This window comes from Archangium sp., from assembly GCF_045802675.1.
GTDB lineage: Bacteria > Myxococcota > Myxococcia > Myxococcales > Myxococcaceae > Archangium.
Window position 1 is genome coordinate 65,652 of sequence record NZ_JBJMQO010000085.1, and the last position, 22,246, is coordinate 87,897.

Genomic DNA, 22,246 nt, shown 5'->3' on the forward strand with positions numbered 1-22,246 from the left:
ACAGCCTCCCCGTGGCGCCCCTGCTCGCTTACCGGCCGGCGGGTGGAACCGCCAGCCGCTCGGTTCGCTCCTCAGAGCACCACGTGCTCGCGGTGCTCGCCGAAGACGTCGCGCATGGCGTCGGAGATTTCGCCCAGCGTCGCTTCGGGTCAGGCCACGAGAACTGCCGCGAGGAGGGGCCAGACAACGTGGCGGATTCCTTCTCGGAGGTCCGCCTCGCTCGGCTGTCGGAGTGCGCGTAACCGCTGCGACTCGGTGTCCTTGATGGTGCTGGACAGAGCGGCATCGAAGACAGGTTCCTTGACCGCGACGGCGCCACGCAGTTGCCGGAGCAGTTCCGCCAGCTCCACCGTCGGGAGATGTCGGGCACCCTCGGGCTGGATGAGGCTCCCTTCCAGCTCGAGCCGGTGCTCAACCCATGCGCCCTGCTGCTGCCGGAGCGACTGTCTCGCCAGGACCACGAGCCCAAGCGCGCCGGCGCTGGTGGGCAGCGGGCGGCCCGTGGGCCAGCGCAGTACTGCGGCACCGCTCGGGCGCTCGGGGAAGGCGAGGCGCCGGAGCACGGCGGAGAACTCCGGGCTGTTGAGGCCGATGGGATCGGCTGCGGCACCGTTCCCTCTGGTGACGGGCATGCCAGAGTAGTCGCCACAGGCCCGGGGGAGGCCGGCAATCTCGAAGACCCTCGCGGATTCGGAAGCCTCGACGACCTCGTTCTCGCTCGTGCGGAAGCGGAGGACCTCGAAGTCGGGCAATGAGCGGGCCTGCAACTCCTGGGTGAGCAGTGATTCGAGGTCGCTCCAGCGCGCCTGACCGGGATCGAGCGCTAGGACGTTGCGCTGGTTCCCCGCGTACTGGTCATGGAACCTGCGCCACTGTTCGAACCCCTCGGTGACGAGCGCGTTGAGCCGATCGGTTTCGTTCCGGTCGAGAGGGCCCAGGGGACGCTCTCCCATCAGGTCCTGGAGCTCCTCTGGAGGGACGAGCGCCATCACCCGGGAGTAAAGCTCCTCGAAGCGCTCGGGTGCCACGACCGTGCGGGCGATGCTGTGCAGCTTCTCCCGCGCCACCCGGTAGGTGTCCACCTCGCGGCTGTCCTTCACCACGAGCGTGTCCACGAGAATGGTGCGCCTGGACTTGAATCGATGGACGCGACCGACCCGCTGTTCCATCTCCATCGGGTTCCAAGGGACGTCCACGTGGACGAGGCGCCTAGCCACCTGCAGGTTGAGACCCTCGCCGCCGGCCCGGGATGAGACTAGGAACTGCGGTCCATCGGGGCGCCAGAAGGCTTCGATCTGCTCGGTCCGCTGCTGCTCACTCTGCGCGCCGATGATCTTCGCCGGACGCTGGCCCGTCTTCCGCTCGATGTATCCGCACAGCGCCGTGACGGTCTCGATGGGCTGGGCGAAGAGGACTACCTTCTCCACGCCGAGATCATGGAGGATCTGCTCGAAGAGGATGTCCCACTTCTTGTCGGGATTCTGTTCGAGTAGCGCGCAGCCTTCTTCGAGGAGGCTCGAGAGATGCTCGAGGTGCACCACGGCGGGGTGGTCGGGGTCGAGTGCCTCGAGATCCTCCAGCGAGCACGTCTGCTCCTGACGAACGAGATCGTGCTTCATTCGTTCGAACAGGCGCGAGGTGGGCTCGTCGGGCTCTCCATCCCGATAGGGACGGAGCAGCTCCAGGGCCCGCCGGAGCCCGCGCATCTTCTGGGTCGCGCCGCTGCGGAGGGCCTGGCGCACCAGGAACCCGAGGCCCGCCTGGACACTGGAGGTGGCCCACTGCAGGGCGAGCCCGCAGCGCCAGGTCGCCGCCCGCCGTCTGGCATCCTCCGGCCGGTCGTTGCGCTCCGGCTCGAAGAAGTCATGGATATTCTCGAGCCAGCGCCGGTGGGCCCCGCCGAGGTCCACAGCGACGGGTTCCCGAACGCGGCGGAGCGGAAAGAGCGGTCGCTCGTCCCAGTCCCGGACGTCTTCCTTGGTGCGGTAGATGACCCGGCCGCGCACGGACTCAGTGGACTCGCCCGGGCTCTTGAGGAGATGGAGGATGTTGGCGAAGCGGGTCGAGTGCCCCTGGTGTGGCGTGCCGGTGAGGAGGAAGAGCCTGCCTTCGGGGCCGAGCTGGCTCACGAGCTCCTGCACCAACTTGTACTTGCGCACGGGATTGCCGCCGCCTTCCGCCCAGGCGGAGAGGTGGTGGGCCTCGTCGACGATGAGCACGTCCCACCGGGTGCGCGACACCTTGTCCATGTGGCTGGGGTGGACCGCCCGGTGGATGCTCGCCACCACGCAGGCATCCCCGTCCTTGCCAACCAGGCGCGCGTCACCGTCTTCTCCCGCCACCCAGGCGCGGAAGGGAAGTGCGAGCCGCCGGAACTCACGCATCACGTTGCCGACGAGTCGGGCGGGAGCCAAGTAGAGGATTCGCAGCGTCGGCTGTTGCTTGAGCAGCTCGCCGATGATGAGGGCCGCTTCGATCGTCTTGCCGAGGCCGACCTCGTCGGCGATCAGGACGCGCCGCAGGTTCGCCTGGTCGAGCACGTGCCGCACCAGGCTGGCTTGGTGGGCCAGGGTCACCACGGGGCGGACATCGAGCCGTCGTTGGGGATCCTCGGCGAGGAGGAACCAGGCGAAGGCGGCCGACACCGACCTGCGACTCCGGGCCAGCCAGCTGTCCCCCTTCTCGGGAGGAAGGGTGAGCAACGCGGCCGGAGTGGGGATGGCGGTGACCCGGCGCGCATCGACGCTGGAGGTGAGGAGTGGGAGGTTCGTCCCCTCGTCCCCCCAGAAGCGCCCGGGGGCCCGGGCGAGATCGAGGGCGCTGATTCCGAAGTCGTCGACCTCGCGCAGCAGCGCCATCGGCACCCCGTCATGCTGGTAGAGACGGGTCACGCGGAACCTTTCGGACAGGCCTCAAGGAGCTTGTGGCCGCGGGCGAGGATGACCTTACGCCGCTGGGCGTCGCTTCGGCGCACGTGCTCCTCGTGCGAGTCGACGAGCGCGCTCACCGCCAGCTGGATGGGATTGGCGCGCTGGCGGAAGACCGTGCGGATGTCGTCGCGCACCTTGTCGTAGTTGTGCAGGAGGACCTCCTTGGCCTTGGGCTTCGCGGCCTCCACCACCGACGGTCCGAGATTGTCGTCCAGGAATTCGATCATCCGGCTGAGTACGCCGACACCTTCGGCTTCACCGCTCTTGACGAAGGACTGGCACCGGCTGCGAACCGCCTTCTCCACCTGCTTGTAGAGTTCGATCTTGACGGTCTCCTTGAGTTCGTCGATGGCCTCCCTTCCCACCTGACCGAGAGAGGATGTGCCCGCCTTGAGGTCTTCGTGGAGGGTTTCCACCATCCGTGGTTTCACCCGGGCACCCTGATTCCGGGCCCATCCCACGATGGGCTCCACGAGCTGAACGTGATCCTCGCCCATCATCTTCGTCCGTCGGCGGAGCTCGACGAGCAGCTTCTTCGACCACACCACCGCCAGGGGCTCCTCGAACTCAAGGGTGAGTTCCACCGGGAGTTCGACCTTCTTCGAACCGTGGAAGGTCCCGCCCCGGCGGATCGCCGCCTGAAGGACCCGCCAGTGGAAGTTCCTGTACTTGCGCAGCCGCGCGCGGATCGCCTTCTCGGCCTCCAGGGAGGCGCGTTCGAGCTCGGCCTCAATCAACGAGGGCATGGTCTCGCTGAGAAAGTTGCGAAAGGCCCCTTCCCGGTTGGCGAGCTCGGTTCGAAGGCTGCTGGAGAACTCCTCGAGCTCTTGCTTGAGGCGTTGCGCCTCCTCCTCAGCCCGGTTGTCCTCCTCCCACTTTGCGACGACCATCTCCACGGCGGTGCGCGCCTGGGAGAGCCACAGCCCCTCCTGGGCAGAGATCCGAGCCTCGAACTTGTCGAGGCGGGAAGCCGCCATCGCGCGGAGGCTCTCCTGGAAGGCGGGAATGCCGGACTCCTCGATTCGCTTCAGTCGCCTCGGGGCATCGTCGTCGTCGAGGAGTAGGGCGCGGTACTCGGTGGCCGAGAGCGGGTACACGGAGAGCCTGGCCACCACCCGCTTCACCACCTCGTCGCGGGCATCGCGAGTGGCCAAGGCACCGTCCTCCACGAAGGAGACCAGCTGGGTCTCCACCTGGTTGCGCATGACCTCGATGGCGCGACGGCAGACATCCTCGAAATAGTGCGCGAAGGGCTGGGCGCTGCCGGGATCCAGATCCCTGATTCGCTGCCGTTCCGCCGCAGCAGGTTGGTCGAGCTTGGTCGCCACCACGACGAGCTGCGCGGAATCCGGTTCGTCGGGCGAGTCGTGGAGAAGGCTATTGAGGAACGTGGTCTCCTTGAGCAGGTCCGCGCTGGCCTTGGTGAAACCCGCGCGGTCCACCACCAGTACGACCGCCCGGGCCTTGCGGATCCATTCGGCCGTGACCTCCTGGTACTCATCGTTCGCCACCCCGACGCCGGGCAGATCGACGAGGACGAGGCCACTCTTGAGGATCGGGCTGTTGTAGCCGACCTCCAGCTCCCGGATCACCGGAGCCAGGGCACCGGCGGCATGCTCGTGGAGCTCCCGGTAGAACGCAGCCTCGGTACCTGAGGTGAGCTCGACCCGACGGGTTCGATCCGGACTGGCGAGGACCTCGGAGAGACGCTCGATCCGCCGGAGATCCTCGGGCTCGAGGGGGGCGTTCCAGCGCGGCTCCGCGCCCAGCGCCCGGCGAAGCCCGTCCATCAGGTAGGGCAGATCCTGGTGCTTGAATTGATCGCCTCGGATGAGGAGCGCGGCGAGCTGGGTGTAGGCAGTACGCTTCTCGGTACCGGTGCCCGCGGACTCCGGGTCACCCTCCGCGTTGTCCTTGGTGGCCGCGGCTCCGTCCGAGGTGAAGGCCCGTTCCAGGGCGAAGAGCACCTGGTTGACCTTGTCCTTTCCGTGGTAGCGCGCCTCGAAGAACGGCTTGTCGGCGAAGGCGACCCGCGTCGCGAGCGCGGTGAGGGGTCCCACGCCGCCAGCGGGAAGCAGAGAGCGGGTTCCGCCCACGACCGTGTTGAGGAGCGTGCTCTTGCCTACGCCGGCGCCCCCGAGAAAACACACCGGGAGCGGATCCTTGCGCAGCGCTTCGAGGGTATCGATCCGCTTGAGGTCGGCGTCGAGTTGCTCGACCCGGTCCGGCGCGTGCTCTGCGAGGAACTCCCGCAGCCCGTCCTTGCCGTCGAACCAGCCTCTCAGCTCTTCAAGTGTCCTCTTCGCCATATAGCCCCCTCGCAGGCGGATGCCGTGCGCTCAGAGGTCTCTACGTTACTGAGAGTTCACGCCATCGACCACCAGGTCCCCGGGCGCCTGGAGGACGTCTACCAGCACCACGAGTGAAGGCGCGGTGAGTCCCGCCAGATGCGGGACCCGTCGCCGTCGACCCTGCGGTAACGGAAGGAAAGGGCGCCCTGGCCGAAACCCTGGCCGAACGGGCACCCGAGGAAGACGAGTCCCTCAGAGCACCACGTGCTCGCGGTGCTCGCCGAAGACGTCGCGCATGGCGTCGGAGATTTCGCCCAGCGTCGCGTACGCCTTCACCGCGTCGAGGATGAGCGGGATGAGGTTCTCGTCCGGGTTGGCCGCCGCCTTGCGCAGCACGTCCACCGAGCGCTGGGCCGCGCTGTTGTCGCGCTCGGCGCGCAGCTTCTTCATGCGCTCGAGCTGCGTGCGCTCCACCGCCTCGTCCACGCGCAGCAGGCCCGAGGGCGGCGGCTCCTTCACCTGGAACTGGTTCATGCCCACCACGACGGTGCGCTTCTCCTCCACGTCGCGCTGCGCCTGGTAGGCCGCGTCCTGGATTTCGCCCTGCGGGTAGCCCTTGGCGATGGCCTCCACCATGCCGCCCATCTCGTCGATGCGGCGGATGTAGTCCTGCGCCTTGGCCTCCAGCTCGTCCGTCATCCGCTCCACCACGTACGAGCCGCCCATGGGGTCGATGACGTCCCCCACGCCCGACTCGTAGGCGATGACCTGCTGGGTGCGCAGCGCCAGACGCGCGGACTCTTCGCTCGGAAGCGCGAGCGCCTCGTCGCGGCTGTTGGTGTGCAGCGACTGGGTGCCGCCCATCACCGCCGCGAGCGCCTGCAGCGCCACGCGCACCACGTTGTTGTCCACCTGCTGCGCGGTGAGCGTGCTGCCCGCCGTCTGCGAGTGGAAGCGCAGCATCATCGAGCGCGGATCCTTCGCCTTGAAGCGCTCCTTCATGATGCGCGCCCACAGCCGCCGCGCCGCGCGGAACTTGGCAATCTCTTCCAGGAAGTTGTTGTGGACGTTGAAGAAGAAGGAGAGGCGGCCGGCGAACTCATCCACCTCGAGCCCCGCCTTGAGCGCCGCGTCCACGTAGGCGATGCCATCGGCGAGCGTGAAGGCAATCTCCTGGGCCGCGGTGCTGCCGGCCTCGCGGATGTGGTAGCCGCTGATGGAGATGGGGTTCCACTTGGGCACCCGCTTCGCGCAGAAGGCGAAGAGGTTGGTGATGAGCCGGAGCGAGGGTGCGGGCGGGTAGATGTACGTGCCGCGCGCCATGTACTCCTTGAGGATGTCGTTCTGCACGGTGCCCGAGAGCTGCTCGAGCGCCACGCCATTCTTCTCGCCCACCGCCGCGTAGAGGCACAGGAGGATGGGCGCGGTGGCGTTGATGGTCATCGAGGTCGAGACCTTGCCGAGCGGAATCCCCGCGAACAGCTCCTCCATGTCGGCGAGCGAGCCGATCGAGACGCCCACCTTCCCCACTTCTCCTTCCGCTTCCGGGTCGTCCGCGTCGAGGCCGAGCTGCGTGGGCAGATCGAAGGCCACCGACAGACCCGTCTGCCCGGACTTGAGCAGGTAGTGGTAGCGCTGGTTGGCGTCGTCGGCGGTGCCGAAGCCCGCGTACTGGCGCATCGTCCAGAAGCGGCCCCGGTACATCGTGGGCTGCACGCCTCGGGTGAAGGGGTACTCGCCCGGGAAGCCCAGCTTCTCCTCGTACGCCCCCTCGACATCATCGGGGGTGTAGAGCGGCTCCATCGTGACGCCGCTCGAGGTGCGGAACTCCGGGTAGCGCTCGCCGGCCTTGCCCTTGGCCTTCTCGTACGTCTTCTGCCGCCAGCGTGCCTTGTCTGCCTTCGTGTCTGCCATGGTGCTTCCTCGCTGCCGCGGCTGCCGCCGCTACTCGACCACCACGAGCTTCGCGTTGATCTCCACCGCGGTGCCTTCCCTGGCCAGCAGCTCCACCACCTTGCCGGCCTTGGGGCTCTTCAGCTCGTTCTCCATCTTCATCGCCTCGACGACCACCAGGCCCTGGCCCTCCTTCACCTCGTCGCCGACCTTCACCAGCACCTTCACCACCTTGCCGGGCATGGGGGCGACGATGACCTGCTTGCCCTCCACCGTGAAGCCCGCGCCAGCCGCGCGCAGACGCAGCCGGCGCTCGTCCGCCACGTCGATGCGGTTCACCTGCCCCCGCACCATCACCAGCACGTCGTCACCCTGCTCGTCGAACTCGACGCCGTAGGACGTTCCATCCACCAGCATGGACACCGCGCCGTGGTCCAGCGTCAGCGCGTCCACCAGGTGCGTCTTGCCGTTGAGCGTGAGCTTGAAGCGGTTGTCTCCGGCGGGCTCGATGTCCACCGGCACCGCTTCCTTCTGTCCCTGCAGCTTCGCGAAGTAACGCATTGGAATGGGTCCCGTGTGGAGTTAGCGCCCGCGGCGGCTCGACAGCCGCCACGCGGAGATGCCGCCCTTGCCGCCCTGCGACGGCGCCTGGGTGAGCGTCTTCGCCCGCTTCTGGTCTCTCTGGTACGCGTACACCACGCTCGCCAGCAGCGCGGCCTCGGTCAGCTGCGGATCCTCGGTCTTGCCCAGCAGCGTCTCGTGCTCGCGCGTGAGGAAGCTCGTGTCGTAGTCGCCCTCGACGAACTCCGGGTGCGAGACGATGGCCTTGAGGTAGCGCGTGTTGGTGGTGATGCCCTTCACCACGTACTCGCTCAGCGCGCGCTTGGTGCGCTCGATGGCCTCGCGCCGCGTGGGGGCCCACACGGACAGCTTGGAGATCATCGGGTCATAGAAGTTGGGCACCGTGTACCCGGGGAACACGCCCGAGTCGTCGCGCAGGTAGGGGCCGCCGGGCACGCGCAGGTAGCTGATGCGGCCGGGGCTCGGCATGAAGTTGCGCGCCGGATCCTCCGCGTAGATGCGCACCTCGATGGCGTGCCCGTTGGGCTTGGGCGCCTCGGTGTACGGGAGCTTCTCGCCCTCGGCGACCTTGATCTGCCAGGCGACGAGGTCCAGCCCCGTCACCCACTCCGTCACCGGGTGCTCCACCTGGAGGCGGGTGTTCATCTCCAGGAAGTAGAAGTTGCGGTGCACGTCGACGAGGAACTCCACCGTGCCCGCGCCCACGTAGCCCACGGCCTTGGCGGCCTTCACCGCCACCTCGCCCATCTTCGCGCGCAGCTCCGGCGTGAGGATGGGGCTGGGCGTCTCCTCCACCACCTTCTGGTGGCGGCGCTGCGCCGAGCACTCGCGCTCGTTGAGGTGGATGGTGTTGCCGTACTGGTCGGCGAACACTTGAATCTCCACGTGGTGCGGCTTCTCGAGGTACTTCTCGATGTAGACCGCGTCGTTGCCGAACGAGCTCATCGCCTCGCTCCTGGCCGAGCGCCACGCGGACTCGAAGTCTTCAATCCGCTCCACGCGGCGCATGCCCTTGCCGCCACCGCCGCCGGCCGCCTTGAGCATGATGGGGAAGCCGATCTTCTGCGCGTAGGCGCCGGCCTCCTCGATGGTGGCGATGGGCGCGGTGCTGCCGGGCACCACGGGCACGCCGGCCTTGACCATGTTGGCGCGCGCGCGCGTCTTCTCGCCCATGGCGTCCATGGCGCTGGCGGGCGGACCGATGAAGGTGATGCCGGCCTTCTCGCACGCGCGCACGAAGGACGCGTTCTCCGAGAGGAAGCCGTAGCCCGGGTGGATGGCATCCGCGCCGGCCTTCTTGGCGGCTTCGAGGATGCGCTCCTGCACGAGGTAGCTCTCGCGCGAGGGCGGGGGGCCAACGAGGAAGGCCTGGTCGGCCGTGCGGACGTGGAGGGCGGAGCGGTCCGCCTCGGAGTAGACCGCCACCGTGGAGATGCCGAGCTCCTTGCAGGTGCGCATCACCCGGACGGCGATCTCGCCGCGATTGGCGACGAGGATTTTGCGGATCTTGGGCATGGCGCCCCTTTAGCACAGGGGGGCCGGTGCCCGGCGAGCCCGTTGGCGGCCGGGGTTCAGCCCAGGCCGCTCAATACGTCCGACTACTCGCAGCCTGTAGCCGCGAAACGGCTACTTGCGGTGCGTGAGGTACTGCTCCATCAGCCGGCGGGCCTCGCTCAGCTTGGCCTCGACGAAGCGGTCATCCTCGTCCGGCTCCGGGGGCGGGGCGGGGGGCTGGTCCTGGCGCCGGCCCTTGCCGGTGGGAGCGGGAGCGTGGGGCTCGTCGCCGCCGAAATCCACCGCCGCGGCGAGCAGGTTGCGGGCCGTGGCCCCACCGTCGAGCAGGCGGCCGAGCACCGGCCCCTCCACGCCCAGCCAGCGAGAGGTCTGACGCACCACGTCGATGTACTCGCCCTCGAGGGAGCGCGAGGGGCGGCCCGGCTCGCTGAGGGAGGCGCGGCCATAGCTGCCGGCCTTGTCGGTGTAGAGGCCCACGGCCTGGTCGCGGAAGTCACGGGCCACGGCGCGCACGAGCGAGTCGAGGTGGTCCTCGGGGACGGCCTTGCCACCGGAGGGGGTCAGCTTCAGCTCGGCCACACGCCAACCGGCGTCGGCCAGGGCGGTGGCGGACTCCACCCAGCGCACATCGGGCATGGGGACATTGGCGAGCTCACACGCCCGGCTGAGCGTCTGGCGCAGGGCGGCGAGGTTGCCTTCGATGTCGGCGAGGAAGAGGACGAGGCGGGGTTGAGACAAAAGAGGGGCTCCTGAGAAAGCTGGTGCGCCTCTTCAAGCACGAACGCCCCCCCGAAAATTTCCCCGGGGAGGCGTTGTGTCTTTTTCGGGACGAGGCCCTCGGCTGCCTGCCTGCTCTGGCGGGCGGCGACGGGGGTGGTTACAGGGGGATGTTGCCGTGCTTGCGCGGGGGATTCTCCTGGCGCTTGTTCTTGAGCATCTCCAGGGCGCGGATGACCTTGGCGCGCGTTTCCTCGGGGCGGATGACCTCGTCGATGTAGCCGAGCTCGGCCGCCTTGAAGGGGTTGGCGAACTTCTCGCGGTAGTCGTTCACCAGCTTCGTGCGCTCGGCGTTGGGGTCCGAGGCCTTCTGCAGCTCGTTGCGGAAGATGATGTTGACGGCGCCCTCGGGGCCCATGACGGCGATCTCCGCCGTGGGGTAGGCGTAGTTGATGTCCGCGCGGATGTGCTTGGACGCCATCACGTCATAGGCGCCGCCGTAGGCCTTGCGGGTGATGAGGGTGATTTTGGGGACGGTGGCCTCGGCGAAGGCGTAGAGCAGCTTGGCGCCGTGGGTGATGATGCCGCCCCATTCCTGGTCCGTGCCGGGGAGGAAGCCGGGCACGTCCACCAGGGTGAGCAGCGGGATGTTGAAGCAGTCGCAGAAGCGCACGAAGCGCGCCGCCTTCACGCTCGCGTCGATGTCCAGCACGCCCGCCAGCACCGCCGGCTGGTTGGCCACGATGCCCACCGGCTTGCCGTTCATCCGGGCGAAGCCGATGACCATGTTCTTGGCGAAGTGCTCCTGCACCTCGAAGAAGTGCTTGTTGTCCACGACAGCGCGGATGATCTCCTTGATGTCGTAGGGCTTGTTGGGGTTGCCGGGGACGACCGTCTTCAGGCCCTCGTCGGCGCGGAAGGGGTCATCGTCGTTGGGCTGCGCGGGCGGGTCCTCCTGGTTGTTGGAGGGCAGGAAGGAGAGCAGCTCGCGCGTCATGAGGATGGCGTGCTGCTCGTTCTCCGCGGCGAAGTGCGCCACGCCGGACTTCTGGTTGTGCGCGAGCGCGCCGCCCAGGTCCTCCTTCGTCACCTCCTCGTGCGTCACCGTCTTGATGACGTCCGGGCCGGTGATGAACATGTAGGAGGTGTCCTTCACCATCATGATGAAGTCGGTGATGGCCGGCGAGTACACCGCGCCGCCCGCGCACGGACCCATGATGAGGGAGATTTGCGGCACCACGCCCGAGGCGAGCGTGTTGCGCAGGAAGATGTCGGCGTAGCCGGCGAGGCTCTCGACGCCCTCCTGGATGCGCGCGCCGCCCGAGTCGTTCAGGCCGATGACGGGAGCGCCCACGCGCATGGCCATGTCCATGATCTTGCAGATCTTCTGGGCATAGGCGCCGGAGAGCGAGCCGCCGAAGACGGTGAAGTCCTGGGCGAAGACGAAGATCTGGCGGCCCTCGACGGTGCCGTAGCCGGTGACGACGCCGTCGCCGAGGATCTTCTTGTCACCCATGCCGAAGTCGCTGCTGCGGTGGGTGACGTACTTGTCCATCTCCGTGAAGGAGCCGGGGTCGAGCAGCAGATCGATTCGCTCGCGGGCCGTGAGCTTGCCGGCCTCGTGCTGCTTGGCGATGCGGTCAGCGCCACCGCCCAGCTCGGCCTGCTTCTCCATCTGCTGCAGCCGGGAGCGAAGAGGATCCTTTTCCGTGGTTCCGTCCATGGGGCGCGCATCTAGCACGATTGCGCCCCGGTGGGGACCCGGGGCGTAGGGGAGGAGCCCTCCGGGTGGGTCTCCCCGGCCCCGGGGAAGGGGTACCGCGGCGCGGCAATGTGCCTCGCTACTGGGAGTGAAAAGTCAGGGCTACGGCGAGGCGGGCAGGGTCCAGACGGTGGAGAAGCGGTGGCCCCCGCCGGAGGCGCTGTCGAGCCAGCCCGAGATGCGCTCGCTCCGGGCCAGCAGAGGCCCCAGCTCCAGCCCCATGGTGAAGATGCCCGCGAGCCGCCGCTCCGAGACGACGTCCATCAGCGACACCTGGTTGAGCCCCGCCGCCACCCGCTTGGGGTCCACCGTGAAGTCCACCGCGTGCGGCAGCGCCGCGCCCTCCTTGGGCACGGCGGCCACCAGTGCGCTGGTCACCGCCTCGTCATTGCCCATCACCAGCTGGCGGCCCTTCAGCCTGAGGTAGAGCGTCCCCCCCTTCACGTCCAGCGTGTACCCGTCCGCCGTCGTCTTCGCCCCGGGGAACTTCGCCAGCGGCGCGAGTGCGCTCTTCATCGCCGCTGTGTCCGTCACCTCGGCGGCCACCGCCTGGCGGGTGGCGAAGAAGCGGCCCTCGGGCGTGCGCAGGTTGGGGCGCTGCCTCACGCTGTCCGCCACCACCAGCACGTTGCCCGTGAGGCGCTCGGCCACCGCTCGCGTCACCGAGGACACCTCGCCCGGCGGGCACTGCGGGCACACCTGCTGGATGCTCACGGCCACGCTCCCCACCGCCTGGGACACTCCGGCCGGTGCCACCCGCGCCCGCGAGAAGAGCATCCCCTCGGGCTTCATCGTGCCGTAGGGGCTCGCCCCCGAGGCCTGGAAGGGCGGCAGCGGCAGCTCCGTGCTCGTGCCCTCCAGCCGCAACTCGGTGGCGCCGCCATCCACGCCCACCACCATGCCGCGCTCGGGCAGCATCACGTAGAGGACGCCGGGAAGCTGCCCCAGCCGCGCATCCGCCTTGGGCGCCTTGCCCACCAGCCGCGAGGCCTCCTTCAGCATCGCCTGCCCCAGCCCACTGTCGACGAAGCCCTCGTTGGCGCTCGAGAAGGCGCAGGCCTCCTGGCCCTTGAGGGCATATCCCGCCCGGCCCCCGGACTCGCGCGGGACGAGCACCGTGGTGACTCCGCCCGACGTGGTGGGCTTCACCTCCGTCTTGGAGCCGGCCGTGGCCAGCATCCCGGCCGCCTTCTCCTGGAACAGCTTCACGTCCGCCAGGTGCGTGCACGAGATGCGGCCATTGGCGCGCAGCGAGACGGTGATGGGGCCGGTGGGATCGATGCCCACGCCGGTGAGGGTGGCGGGCTGGCCGAGGTCGAGCGGGAAGAAGGGGTGGAGCTCGGCGTACCAGACGACGGGCCGCATCAGGGCGGCGCTCTGTCCCGCCCGGTCGAGGAAGGCGAGGACGCCCTGGAGCGCGTCCATGCGCGGAATGTGGACGACGGTCTCCGAGGCGGTGGCGGCGCGGGGCGCGGGGGCGGCGGCGAGCGAGGCCGCGAGGACGAGGGAAATCATGACCCTCCTGAGACCAGCGCGCCCGGCGGCCTGTCAAGGTGAAGTCCCCTGGCAGTCCCGGGACGTGCACTCCCTGACTGCCCGGCGGGCATCCCCTTCGAGATTGCTGCCAACCCCGCGGGGCTGCCCTAACGTCAGCGGGTCATGAACGCGTCCACTGTCGACAATCCGTTGCTTCAGAACGAAGGACTTCCGAAGTTCGACCGCATCCGCTCGGAGCACGTCGAGCCGGCCATCCGCGAGCTGCTGGCGGGCCTGAAAGCCGACCTCGACGCGCTCGAGCGCGACGTGAAGCCCACGTGGGAGGGGACGGTGGCGCGCCTGTCCGCCATCACCGAGCCCATCGGCCTCGCCTGGGGCGTGGTGAACCACCTCATGGGCGTGCAGAACAGCCCCGAGCTGCGCCAGGCCCACTCCGCCGTCGAGGGTGATGTCGTCGAGGCCTTCATGCGCATCGGCCAGAGCGTGCCCCTCTACCGGGCCTACAAGGCGCTGCGCGACGGGCCGGACTGGAAGAAGCTCGAAGACGCCCAGCGCCGCATCATCGACGCCTCCATCCGCGATGCCGAGCTGTCCGGCGTGGCGCTCGAGGGCAAGCCGCGCGAGCGCTTCCAGGAAATCGAGCGCGAGCTGGCGGAGATCTCCACCCGCTTCACCAACAACGTCATCGACGCCAACAAGGCCTGGTCCATGACGCTCACCACGCCCGAGGAGGTGGAGGGCCTGCCCCCCAGCGCGCTCGGGATGGCCGCCCAGCTGGCCATGCAGGGACTCGCCGAGGGAGCCCCGCAGCCCACCCCCGAGAAGGGCCCCTGGCGCATCACCCTGGACGCGCCCATCTACGTGCCCTTCCTCGAGCACTCGCGCCGGGGCGACCTGCGCGAGAAGCTCTACCGCGCCTTCGTCACCCGCGCCTCCTCGGGGGAGCTCGACAACAGTGCCCTCATCGAGCGCATCCTCTCCCTGCGCCGGGAGAAGGCGGGCCTGCTCGGCTACTCCTCCTTCGCCGAGGTGAGCCTCGCCGCGAAGATGGCGCCCGGCGTGCAGGCCGTCGAGAAGCTGCTCGGTGAGCTGCGTGACGCGTCCCGCTCGCGTGCCCGCTCGGAGAACGCCGAGCTCACCGAGTACGCGCGCCGCAAGACGGGCAACGCCTCGCTGGAGCTGAAGCTCTGGGACGTGCCCTTCTGGGCCGAGCGGCTGCGCGAGGAGCGCTACGCCTATACCGACGAGGAGCTCCGGCCGTACTTCGCCCTGCCCCGCGTGCTCGAGGGCCTCTTCGACACCGCGAAGCGCCTCTTTGGCGTCACCGTGCGCGCCGCCGACGGCGAGGCCCCGGTGTGGGACCCGAGCGTGCGCTTCTTCCGCATGGCGGATGAGTCGGGCAAGGACATCGCCGCCTTCTACCTGGATCCCTACAGCCGCCCGGCCACCAAGCGCGGCGGGGCGTGGATGAACGGGGCGCTGGACCGCAAGCGGCAGCCGGACGGGAGCCTGCGGCTGCCGGTGGCCTACCTCGTCTGCAACGCCACGCCGCCGGTGGGCAACAAGCCCGCGCTCCTCACCTTCCGCGAGGTGGAGACGCTCTTCCACGAGTTCGGCCACGGCCTGCAGCACATGCTCACCCGCGTGGACTACCCCGAGGCCGCCGGCATCAACAACGTCGAGTGGGACGCGGTGGAGCTGCCCAGCCAGTTCATGGAGAACTGGTGCTTCCACGAGGAGACGCTCTCCAAGCTCGCGCGTCACGTGGACACCGGCGAGGTGCTGCCCAAGGCCCTGCAGGACAAGCTGCGCGCCGGCCGCATCTACCGCGCCGCCTCCATGTCCCTGCGTCAGGTGTACTTCGCCACGTTGGATTTGGAGCTGCACCACCGCTACCAGCCCGGTGGCAACGGACAGGCCGGCTTCCTCGAGGTGCAGAAGCACGTGGCGAAGGAGAACACGGTGCTCCCGCCGCTGCCGGAGGATCGCTTCCTCTGCTCCTTCACGCACATCTTCGCGGGCGGGTACGCCGCGGGCTACTACAGCTACAAGTGGGCCGAGGTGCTCTCCGCCGATGCCTTCTCCGCCTTCGAGGAGGCGGGCCTCGGTGACTCGCAGGCGCTGGCCCGCACCGGCCGGCGCTTCCGCGACACGGTGCTCGCGCTCGGCGGCAGTCGCCACCCGCTCGAGGTCTTCCAGGAGTTCCGCGGCCGCGCTCCCAGCACCCGCCCGTTGCTCCAGCAGACGGGATTGTTGGAGTCGCAGGAGCTCGAGACGACGGCGCCGATGATGTAGCGCGCGCCGCCTTCAGCGCCCCTTGGCGGCCTGGGTGAGCCCCTCCTCCTGGAGGCGCTGGGCCGCCCAGGCTTCCGCCGCGTCCCGGGTGGCGAAGGTGACGAGGGGCAGGGGCAGGGGTTTGAAGAACAGGATGGCGCTGATCGACAGCCGGACGACGGGCGAGGTGAGCACGAGGGCCGTGCCGAGCAACGTCTCGCGCAGCGGGTTGTCGTGCTCCTCGAACCACTCCACCTGGCGCCAGCGCTGGTCCAGGGGCACCAGCCCCACCCGGCTCACGTCCACGAGCAGGAGGAACTTCTCGCGGCGCCGCACGTAGCCGCTGAACGTGGCGAGGCACTCCTCGTGTCCCTGCGAGGAGAGTGTCCCCGGCAGCAGCAGGCGCAGCAGCGGCCAGTGCGAATCATCGAAGGTGGCCCTGGCGGGCTGGCTCATGGGTCCCATTCTGACAGTCCCTGGGAATCGTGCTATGCCGCGCGCCCCGGAGGCTCGGCTGTCGTGGAGCAGGTCGCAATGGATCAGCGTCGAACCGAGGGTTTCATCTATCTGGCGGGTTTCGGAGCCTCGATTCCGCTGTCCAACTGGATGATTGGTCACGTGGGGGTGTGCCCCGGCAACGGCCCCTGCCTGCTCCCGGTGGGACCGGGCCTGCTGGCCCCGAGCGGCGTTCTCATCGTCGGCATCGCCTTCGTGCTGCGCGATCTGGTGCAGCGCCGGCTCGGCAAGGGCTGGACGCTGGCGGCCATCGCCGTGGGCGCGGTGCTCTCGGCGTTGCTCGCTCCGCCTCCGCTCGTCGTTGCCTCGGGCGGGGCCTTCGCCATCTCCGAGCTGGCCGACTTCGCCGTCTACACCCCGCTTCAGCGCCGCGGCCTGGTGCTCGCCGTGCTCGCCAGCAGCCTCGTGGGCCTCGTCGTCGACAGCATCCTCTTCCTCCAGCTCGCCTTCGGCAGCCTCGACTTCCTCATGGGGCAGGTGGTGGGCAAGGCGTGGATGGTGCTCCTGTCGCTGCCGCTGGTGGCGTGGCTGCGGCGCAGGGACGAGCGGCTCGGCATCCAGCCGGCCTGAGCCCGAGGGGCTCCGCGGCGGCTCAGGAGACATCTTCTTCCGGGTAGCGCCGGGGAAAGTCGTCCCTCACCACCGCCCGGGCGATGATGCTCGCGGCCTGGCGGGTCTGGGCCTCGGAGGGGAGCGAGCCGCTGGTGAGGTCCTCCAACGCCTCGCCCAGCGCGCGCTCCACGCGCTCGGTGCGGCGGATGTCGAGGGACTCCAACAACCAGTCCAGGGCCCGGTGGACGCAGTCGTACCAGCGGCCCCTGCCACTCGTCGCCTCGGCGGTGAGCGCGATGACCCGCCGCACCGCGTCCGACAGCACCGTCACCCGGTCCGCCGCGTCCTCGGGCAGCGCCAGCGAGCGGAAGTACGTGTCGAGCGTGCACAGCCACGCGTGCGCCACGCCCAGCGCGGAGAGGATGTGCTCGATGTTGCTCTCCACGCCCATGTCGGGCGCTCCGCTCTGGCCGGGGAAGAGGCTGCGCGGGTCGTAACCGCCCAGGCTCTCGTTGCCGAGCCGCGCACCGGCCTGTGTGTACCAGGCCCCGGCGTGCTCGGCGAGCAGTGCGTCGACTCCCTCGAAGAGCGCGCGGCGCGTGGGCTCGTCGAGGCGCCGGGTGCCCGGGGGCACGCGCGGGGCGAGGTACTCGCGCAGGCGGGCCGCGAGCGGCGCGGGCTGGAAGTCGTCGAGGCTTTCCTGGATGGGGGCCCAGGTGTCCTCGTCCCTGTGTTTCTTCCTGTTCATGGCTCCTCCCCACCGGAGGCCCGTCTCGCGCGCGCCGCGAGCCGGAACAAACGCCCGTAGAGCAGCACATCCTCGGGGCACTTGGGGAGGAAGATCATCCGGGGAGTGGAGCAGTGGTCAGGTGCCCGCCGCGGGAGGCCTCAGGGCAGCGGGGAGAACTGGTGGAGACCACTGACGACCTGCGAGTCCAGGATGCCGGGCAGGACGTCCTGAATCACTTCCCCATCCCACGCCGTCGCGCGCAGGGAGAGCGTCCCCAGGCCCAGGCCACTGGAGGCATCGAAGTAGTTGTAGTCCTGGCGCGGCAGCTCCACCCAGAAGAGCCCTTGCAGCGCTTCCAGCTTGCGGATGGGCTTGTGGTGGTTGCGCACCTGGATGGAGGTCCACCACTGGCTGCTGCCCTCCTTGAAGCGGTAGCGGACCGGGCCCGTGACGGGGCAGGTGACGAAGCGCCACTTCACCTGCACGCGGCCGGCCTCCATGTCCGCCAGCTTCGCGAACGCCGAGGGGCTGAGGTCCAGGTGGTGGGCCACCGTGCAGTCCGGGCAGCTGTCCACGATGCGCACGCGCAGCGTGCCCTTGGGGCCTTGAATCTCCGCGCACGCGCCGCACACCGCGCTGCCCTGGTACTCGGTCTTGACGATGGCCGCCACGTCGAGGTCGTCCGGGGTGGCGGCGAAGCCGCAGTTACCAGTGCCGTCCGCCTCCCAGTAGTAGGTGATGATGCCGTCCTTGTAGTCCTCGAGCGGGCGCGCGGTCATCGTGCCGGTGCCAGAGCCCGTGCCCGCATCGGTCCCAGAGCCCGTGCCCGCATCAGTGCCAGAGCCCGTGCCGGCATCGGTCCCAGAACCCGTGCCCGCGTCGGTGCCGGAGCCGGTGCCCGCGTCGGTGCCGTTTCCAGGTGGAGTGCCCGGACCCGCATCGGTGCCTGGCTCTTCGCCGGCGTCTTGTGCGGGGCCCGAGCCGCAAGCCGCCAGGGACAGCAGTGCGGCCGCGAGAAACGAACGAACCAGCTGACGGTGTGCGAGGCGCATGAGGTGGCTCCGCGGAAGAGATGTGCAGTCCCCAGGGTGCTCGCACGATGGACTCCGCGCATGCCTCGCCGCCCTGTTGCCTGTCACACCTCGGCAACGAAGCTCCCCGCTCTCCCGGAGCACGCCGGAAATCCAATATCCGTGGCGTCGCATCTTTCCGCCTCGATCGCGTGCTGATGACTGCCAACGGTGGCGCTGATCGCACTGGACCGGTGAATGTCGTTCTCGTGGATAGAATGGGCCGGTCATGCCCGCTCCACTCAAGCCTGAAACCCATGCCTCCGAACGAGTGCCCATGACGCGAGCGGCGTTGGGAATCAAGTCGCCACCGCTGGCGACCTGCCTGGTGCTCATCAAGCATCCCGAGCAGGGCGATGAGCTCAACGGCAAGGCGCTGTGCGATCGGATCCGCCAGCTGGTGAAGAACCAGCCGGGAACGCTCTGCTTCTTCCACGATGGCACGGAGATGGTGAACGCGAGGATCGGCTACGCGAACGCGTTCAAGGAGCTCGACCGCGAGCTGGCGAACCGGGAGACGGAGGTGGTGTGCGCCATCCCCGCGCCCATTCCCCGGATGATGATCTACACCGTCGCGACGATAGCCCAGAAGCCCTGGACCATCTTCCGCACCCGCACGGAAGCCGACCTGCACATGCGGATGCGCGGCTATTCCGCCTCCGACTACGGCCAATCCTTCGAGGGCGCGCTGAAGCTGCGCGTGCTGGGCCGCTCCTGAACAGGGGCCGAGGGGATTCGTTCCCACCCGACGTTTCGGGTGCGGAGCGCGGGGCCCGGCGTTGACAGGAGCAGGGGCCGTCAGAAGCATCGACGGCACCCTATGGCCATCTACCCCGCGTCGCCCCGGGAAGCGTTCCAGCAACTCCGCTCCCTCTCCGAGCAGCTCGCGGTGCCCGAACGCCGCCCGCGTGCGCTCGCCGAGCTGCGCGAGCTGGCCGGGCTCGCCCGCGACAAGCCCGAGGGTGCCCCGCTGCGGCTCAGCTCGGTGGTGGTGGCGGTGGGGGCCTCGCGGGAGCGGCTGGAGTTGCTGCTGCTGCCCTCCATCTTCGCTCCCGAGTCCTGGGCCCATACCTTCCTGGAAGGGCTGCTGAAGGTCCCCCTCGACGAGTACGCCGGCAAGCGGCTGGTGGAGGTGGGCGCGGGCTCGGGGTGGATCTGCATCGCGCTGGCGCGCTTCACCCGGCTGGCGCGCATTCATGGCGTGGATCTCAACCCCCACTCGGCGCCCGTGGCGTGGTGCAACGCGTGGCTCAACGGGGACGAGGCGCTGGTGTCCCGGCTCTCCTTCGGCGAGAGCGATCTCTTGCGCCAGATGCCCGAGGCCGAGCGCTGGGACTTCGTGGTGGGCTGCATCCCGCAGGTGCTGCGCGGCGAGGGGCTCCCAGCGGAGGTGTCCCAGGCGGATGAGCAGGCGCTCTATGACTTGTCCAACTACTGCGCCATCCAGAACGTCTACGAGGACCACTTCGGGCTGGGGCTCATCGCGCGGCTGCTGGACGAGGTGCCCGAGCGGCTGGCGCTGGACGGGCGGCTCTTGCTCAACCTCGCGGGACGGCCCGGGCGCGCCATCATCGAGCGCATGTTCACGCGGCGGGGTTTCACCACCCGGGTGCGCGTGGCGCGGCGGGTGATGCAGGCGGCGGACACGGACATCCGCCCGCTGGTGGCGCTCGAGCAGCGCACGCGCCGCGAGTTCGAGTTCTTCATGGAGGCCCACAGCCCCGAGCCCCTGCGTGCCGCCACCGCGCTCGGGTGGCTCGCCGCGGGCCATCCCATCTGGCACGAGGTGGCGGTGTGGGAGGCGAGGCTCGCCCTGCCTCGCGAGACGCTCGCGCTGCGCACCGCCCTGCGCGCCCTGGGCCTCCCCGGACTGTTGGAGGAGCTGGACCTGGGGACGGCGCCACCGGAGCAGCTCGGCTTCGTGGCCGCGCTCGCCGAGCGCCTGGCCCACTCGCCCTTCCTCCCGTACGCGCACGAGGCCGGGGACGCGAGCCTGCGCCAACTGGTGGCGCGCTACCTCGGGCGCTTCTTCGAGCTGCAACTCGCGGAGGAGGAAATCTTCGTCGCGCCCGAGCGGGAGCAGGCGGTGTACTCGCTGCTGCTGGCCACGTGCGACGAGGGGGACGGGGTGCTGGTGTCGCGCAACCTGCACGCCGTCTACGCGCCGGTGCTGGAGAAGGCGGGCGTGCGCGTCACCGTCACGCACAACACTCTGGGCGAGCTCAAGCGGCTGCTGGGTGCCTTCGACGTGAAGGTGGTGCTGCTGTCGGTGGAGCCCGGGGAGCGCGCCAACATGGCGGAGCTGCGCGACATCCTCATCGAGGCGGAGCGGCGCGGCATCCTGCTGGTGCTCGACGAGAGCCCCTTCTTCAACATCACCGCCGAGGTGGAGCCGCGCACGCTCTTCGAGTTCCTCGCCCGCGAGACGCATACCTCGCACCTGGTGGTGCTGTACGGGCTCATCAAGAACGCCGTCTTCCCGGACTGGGAGCTGACGCTGCTGCTGCCGGTGCCCGAGCGTTTGCGGGGAGACCTGGAGGTGGCGGCGGAGGTGACGTACTCACGCATCAGCACGTTGGTGCAGTGGTTCTACGAGCGCACCTTCGAGGAGTTGCTCACCTTCCGCATCGCCTTCGCCGAGCCGCAGCCACCGCCCGCGCGCCTGATGCCGGAGGTGCCGCTGCCGCGCTCGAGGCGCATCGCCCGGCTGGCGGACTTCCCGGCCTTCGCGCCGAAGGTGTTCCGTGAGGGGGACCCCGAGCTCGTCCGCCTGGACTACGGGGAGAACGAGTATCCGCTGCCTCGGCCGTTGATGGAGGGGCTGGTGGCGGCCTGCGCGGCGCCGAGGGACTCGGGGACGCAGCACGGGCTCGCCGAGTCGGTGGCGGCCTTTTTGCTGGAGACGCGGGGCCTGCGCTACACGCCGGAGGAGCTGACGCTCGCGCCGGGGGTGTGGCCGCTGGTGCACCACCTCGGGGTGGCGCTGCGCCGGTTGTTGGGGCGAGCGCCGCGCGTCTTCGTGGCCACTCCGTGCTACGGCGTGCTGCCTCCGGCGTGGGTGGCCGCCGGGGCCGAGGTGGACCTGGCACCGCTCTCCGCGCTCCAGGAGCGGCGAGGGCAGGGCGCTCCGGACGTGGTGGTCATCTCCCAGCCCTCGAATCCCTCCGGGCACTACCTGTCGCACGAGGAGTTGGTGGAGCTGGCCTCCTACGTGGTGGAGCAGCGGTGCCTGCTCGTGTCGGACGAAATCTTCGGACTGGTGAACCTCACCAACCCCACGGCGGAGACGGTGCACAGCCCGGTGGCGCTGGAGGCGACGGTGCCGGGCATTGGCGCTCGGACGGTGCTGCTCGGGGGATTGTCGAAGGAGTTCGCGGCGGGAGGCCTGCGGGTGGGGTGGATGGCGGCGCGGGACAGGGCGCTGACGGCGGCGGTGCGGGAGAGCGCTCCGGGCGTGCTGCACCTGACGACGGCGCGGACAGCCTCGCGACTCTATGCGGCGTACGCGCGCAGTCCGGAGGGGAGGTTGCTCTACCCGGAGCGGCACCGGATGTTGCGCGAGTTCCTCGCACGGATGCGGAGGGACCTGGCGGAGAAGCGGGCGCTCATCGCCGAGGTCCTGCCGGAGGACGTGATGGCCGAGACGGTGGAGGCCGGGGGTCTGTTCCTGGCGCCGAAGGTGTCCTCGTGGCTGGGGCGGGAGGTGGAGGGGGTGCGGCTCACGGCGGAGAACCTGCCCTCGGTGGTGTACGCGCGCACGCACGTGGTGCTCAACGGCGGTGACTGGTGCGGAGACCCCGAGCGGGTGCGCGTGGTCTTCTCCATTCCGCGCGAGAAGCTGCTCAAGGCACGGGAGCGATTGAAGGCCTTCGCGGAAGCGCTCCGGGGAAGTGCGGTGTGATAAGCAGGCCGCTGGG

Annotated in this window: 15 protein-coding genes; 4 read left to right on the forward strand and 11 right to left on the reverse strand. The window is 69.2% G+C overall.

Features of this window, described 5'->3' with window-relative positions:
- Positions 1–149 precede the first annotated feature (149 nt).
- The 8 genes from ACJ8AN_RS24665 to ACJ8AN_RS24700 form a co-directional block, all read right to left on the reverse strand.
- The gene (locus ACJ8AN_RS24665; RefSeq protein WP_407757902.1) at positions 150–2,891 is read right to left on the reverse strand and encodes a DEAD/DEAH box helicase; all 2,742 of its coding nucleotides are present in this window, start codon (positions 2,889–2,891) and stop codon (positions 150–152) included.
- Entirely contained in the window at positions 2,888–5,239 is a 2,352-nt protein-coding gene (locus ACJ8AN_RS24670; RefSeq protein WP_407757903.1) for a dynamin family protein, read from the reverse strand. Before ACJ8AN_RS24670 ends, ACJ8AN_RS24665 begins: the two co-directional genes overlap by 4 nt.
- A 234-nt stretch (positions 5,240–5,473) precedes the next feature.
- Positions 5,474–7,135, reverse strand: a complete 1,662-nt coding sequence (locus ACJ8AN_RS24675) for a methylmalonyl-CoA mutase (protein WP_407757904.1) — start codon at positions 7,133–7,135, stop codon at positions 5,474–5,476.
- A 30-nt stretch (positions 7,136–7,165) separates the two neighbouring features.
- Positions 7,166–7,675 carry a biotin/lipoyl-containing protein gene (locus ACJ8AN_RS24680; protein ID WP_407757905.1) on the reverse strand — a complete coding sequence of 170 codons (510 nt, stop codon included), beginning with the start codon at positions 7,673–7,675 and terminating at the stop codon, positions 7,166–7,168.
- 21 nt (positions 7,676–7,696) lie between these two features.
- Positions 7,697–9,211, reverse strand: coding sequence for an acetyl-CoA carboxylase biotin carboxylase subunit (accC, locus tag ACJ8AN_RS24685; RefSeq protein ID WP_407757906.1), 1,515 nt, complete (start codon positions 9,209–9,211; stop codon positions 7,697–7,699).
- A 111-nt stretch (positions 9,212–9,322) separates the two neighbouring features.
- Positions 9,323–9,949: a hypothetical protein gene (locus ACJ8AN_RS24690; protein WP_407757907.1), complete on the reverse strand. Its 627-nt coding sequence runs from the start codon at positions 9,947–9,949 to the stop codon at positions 9,323–9,325.
- 139 nt (positions 9,950–10,088) lie between these two features.
- Positions 10,089–11,651: an acyl-CoA carboxylase subunit beta gene (locus ACJ8AN_RS24695; RefSeq protein WP_407757908.1), complete on the reverse strand. Its 1,563-nt coding sequence runs from the start codon at positions 11,649–11,651 to the stop codon at positions 10,089–10,091.
- A gap of 141 nt (positions 11,652–11,792) precedes the next feature.
- On the reverse strand, positions 11,793–13,205 hold the full coding sequence (locus ACJ8AN_RS24700) for a hypothetical protein (protein WP_407757909.1): 1,413 nt from the start codon (positions 13,203–13,205) through the stop codon (positions 11,793–11,795).
- 144 nt (positions 13,206–13,349) lie between these two features.
- Between ACJ8AN_RS24700 and ACJ8AN_RS24705 the strand changes: the two genes are divergently transcribed.
- The gene (locus ACJ8AN_RS24705; protein WP_407757910.1) at positions 13,350–15,482 is read left to right on the forward strand and encodes a M3 family metallopeptidase; all 2,133 of its coding nucleotides are present in this window, start codon (positions 13,350–13,352) and stop codon (positions 15,480–15,482) included.
- A gap of 12 nt (positions 15,483–15,494) precedes the next feature.
- Here the strand turns inward: ACJ8AN_RS24705 and ACJ8AN_RS24710 are convergent, their stop codons facing one another.
- Complete coding sequence (locus ACJ8AN_RS24710) at positions 15,495–15,917, reverse strand: STAS/SEC14 domain-containing protein (protein WP_407757911.1); 423 nt, start codon at positions 15,915–15,917, stop codon at positions 15,495–15,497.
- 78 nt (positions 15,918–15,995) lie between these two features.
- Between ACJ8AN_RS24710 and ACJ8AN_RS24715 the strand changes: the two genes are divergently transcribed.
- The gene (locus ACJ8AN_RS24715) at positions 15,996–16,547 is read left to right on the forward strand and encodes a VUT family protein (protein WP_407757912.1); all 552 of its coding nucleotides are present in this window, start codon (positions 15,996–15,998) and stop codon (positions 16,545–16,547) included.
- A gap of 22 nt (positions 16,548–16,569) precedes the next feature.
- Here ACJ8AN_RS24715 and ACJ8AN_RS24720 read toward each other — a convergent pair whose 3' ends face one another.
- Together ACJ8AN_RS24720 and ACJ8AN_RS24725 are read right to left on the reverse strand one after the other, a co-directional pair.
- Positions 16,570–17,277, reverse strand: a complete 708-nt coding sequence (locus ACJ8AN_RS24720; protein ID WP_407757913.1) for a hypothetical protein — start codon at positions 17,275–17,277, stop codon at positions 16,570–16,572.
- 140 nt (positions 17,278–17,417) lie between these two features.
- The gene (locus ACJ8AN_RS24725) at positions 17,418–18,311 is read right to left on the reverse strand and encodes an expansin EXLX1 family cellulose-binding protein (RefSeq protein WP_407757914.1); all 894 of its coding nucleotides are present in this window, start codon (positions 18,309–18,311) and stop codon (positions 17,418–17,420) included.
- Positions 18,312–18,606: 295 nt separating this feature from the next.
- Between ACJ8AN_RS24725 and ACJ8AN_RS24730 the strand changes: the two genes are divergently transcribed.
- Complete coding sequence (locus tag ACJ8AN_RS24730) at positions 18,607–19,047, forward strand: hypothetical protein (RefSeq protein ID WP_407757915.1); 441 nt, start codon at positions 18,607–18,609, stop codon at positions 19,045–19,047.
- A 102-nt stretch (positions 19,048–19,149) separates the two neighbouring features.
- Positions 19,150–22,230: an aminotransferase class I/II-fold pyridoxal phosphate-dependent enzyme gene (locus tag ACJ8AN_RS24735; RefSeq protein ID WP_407757916.1), complete on the forward strand. Its 3,081-nt coding sequence runs from the start codon at positions 19,150–19,152 to the stop codon at positions 22,228–22,230.
- The last annotated feature ends 16 nt before the right edge of the window (positions 22,231–22,246 follow it).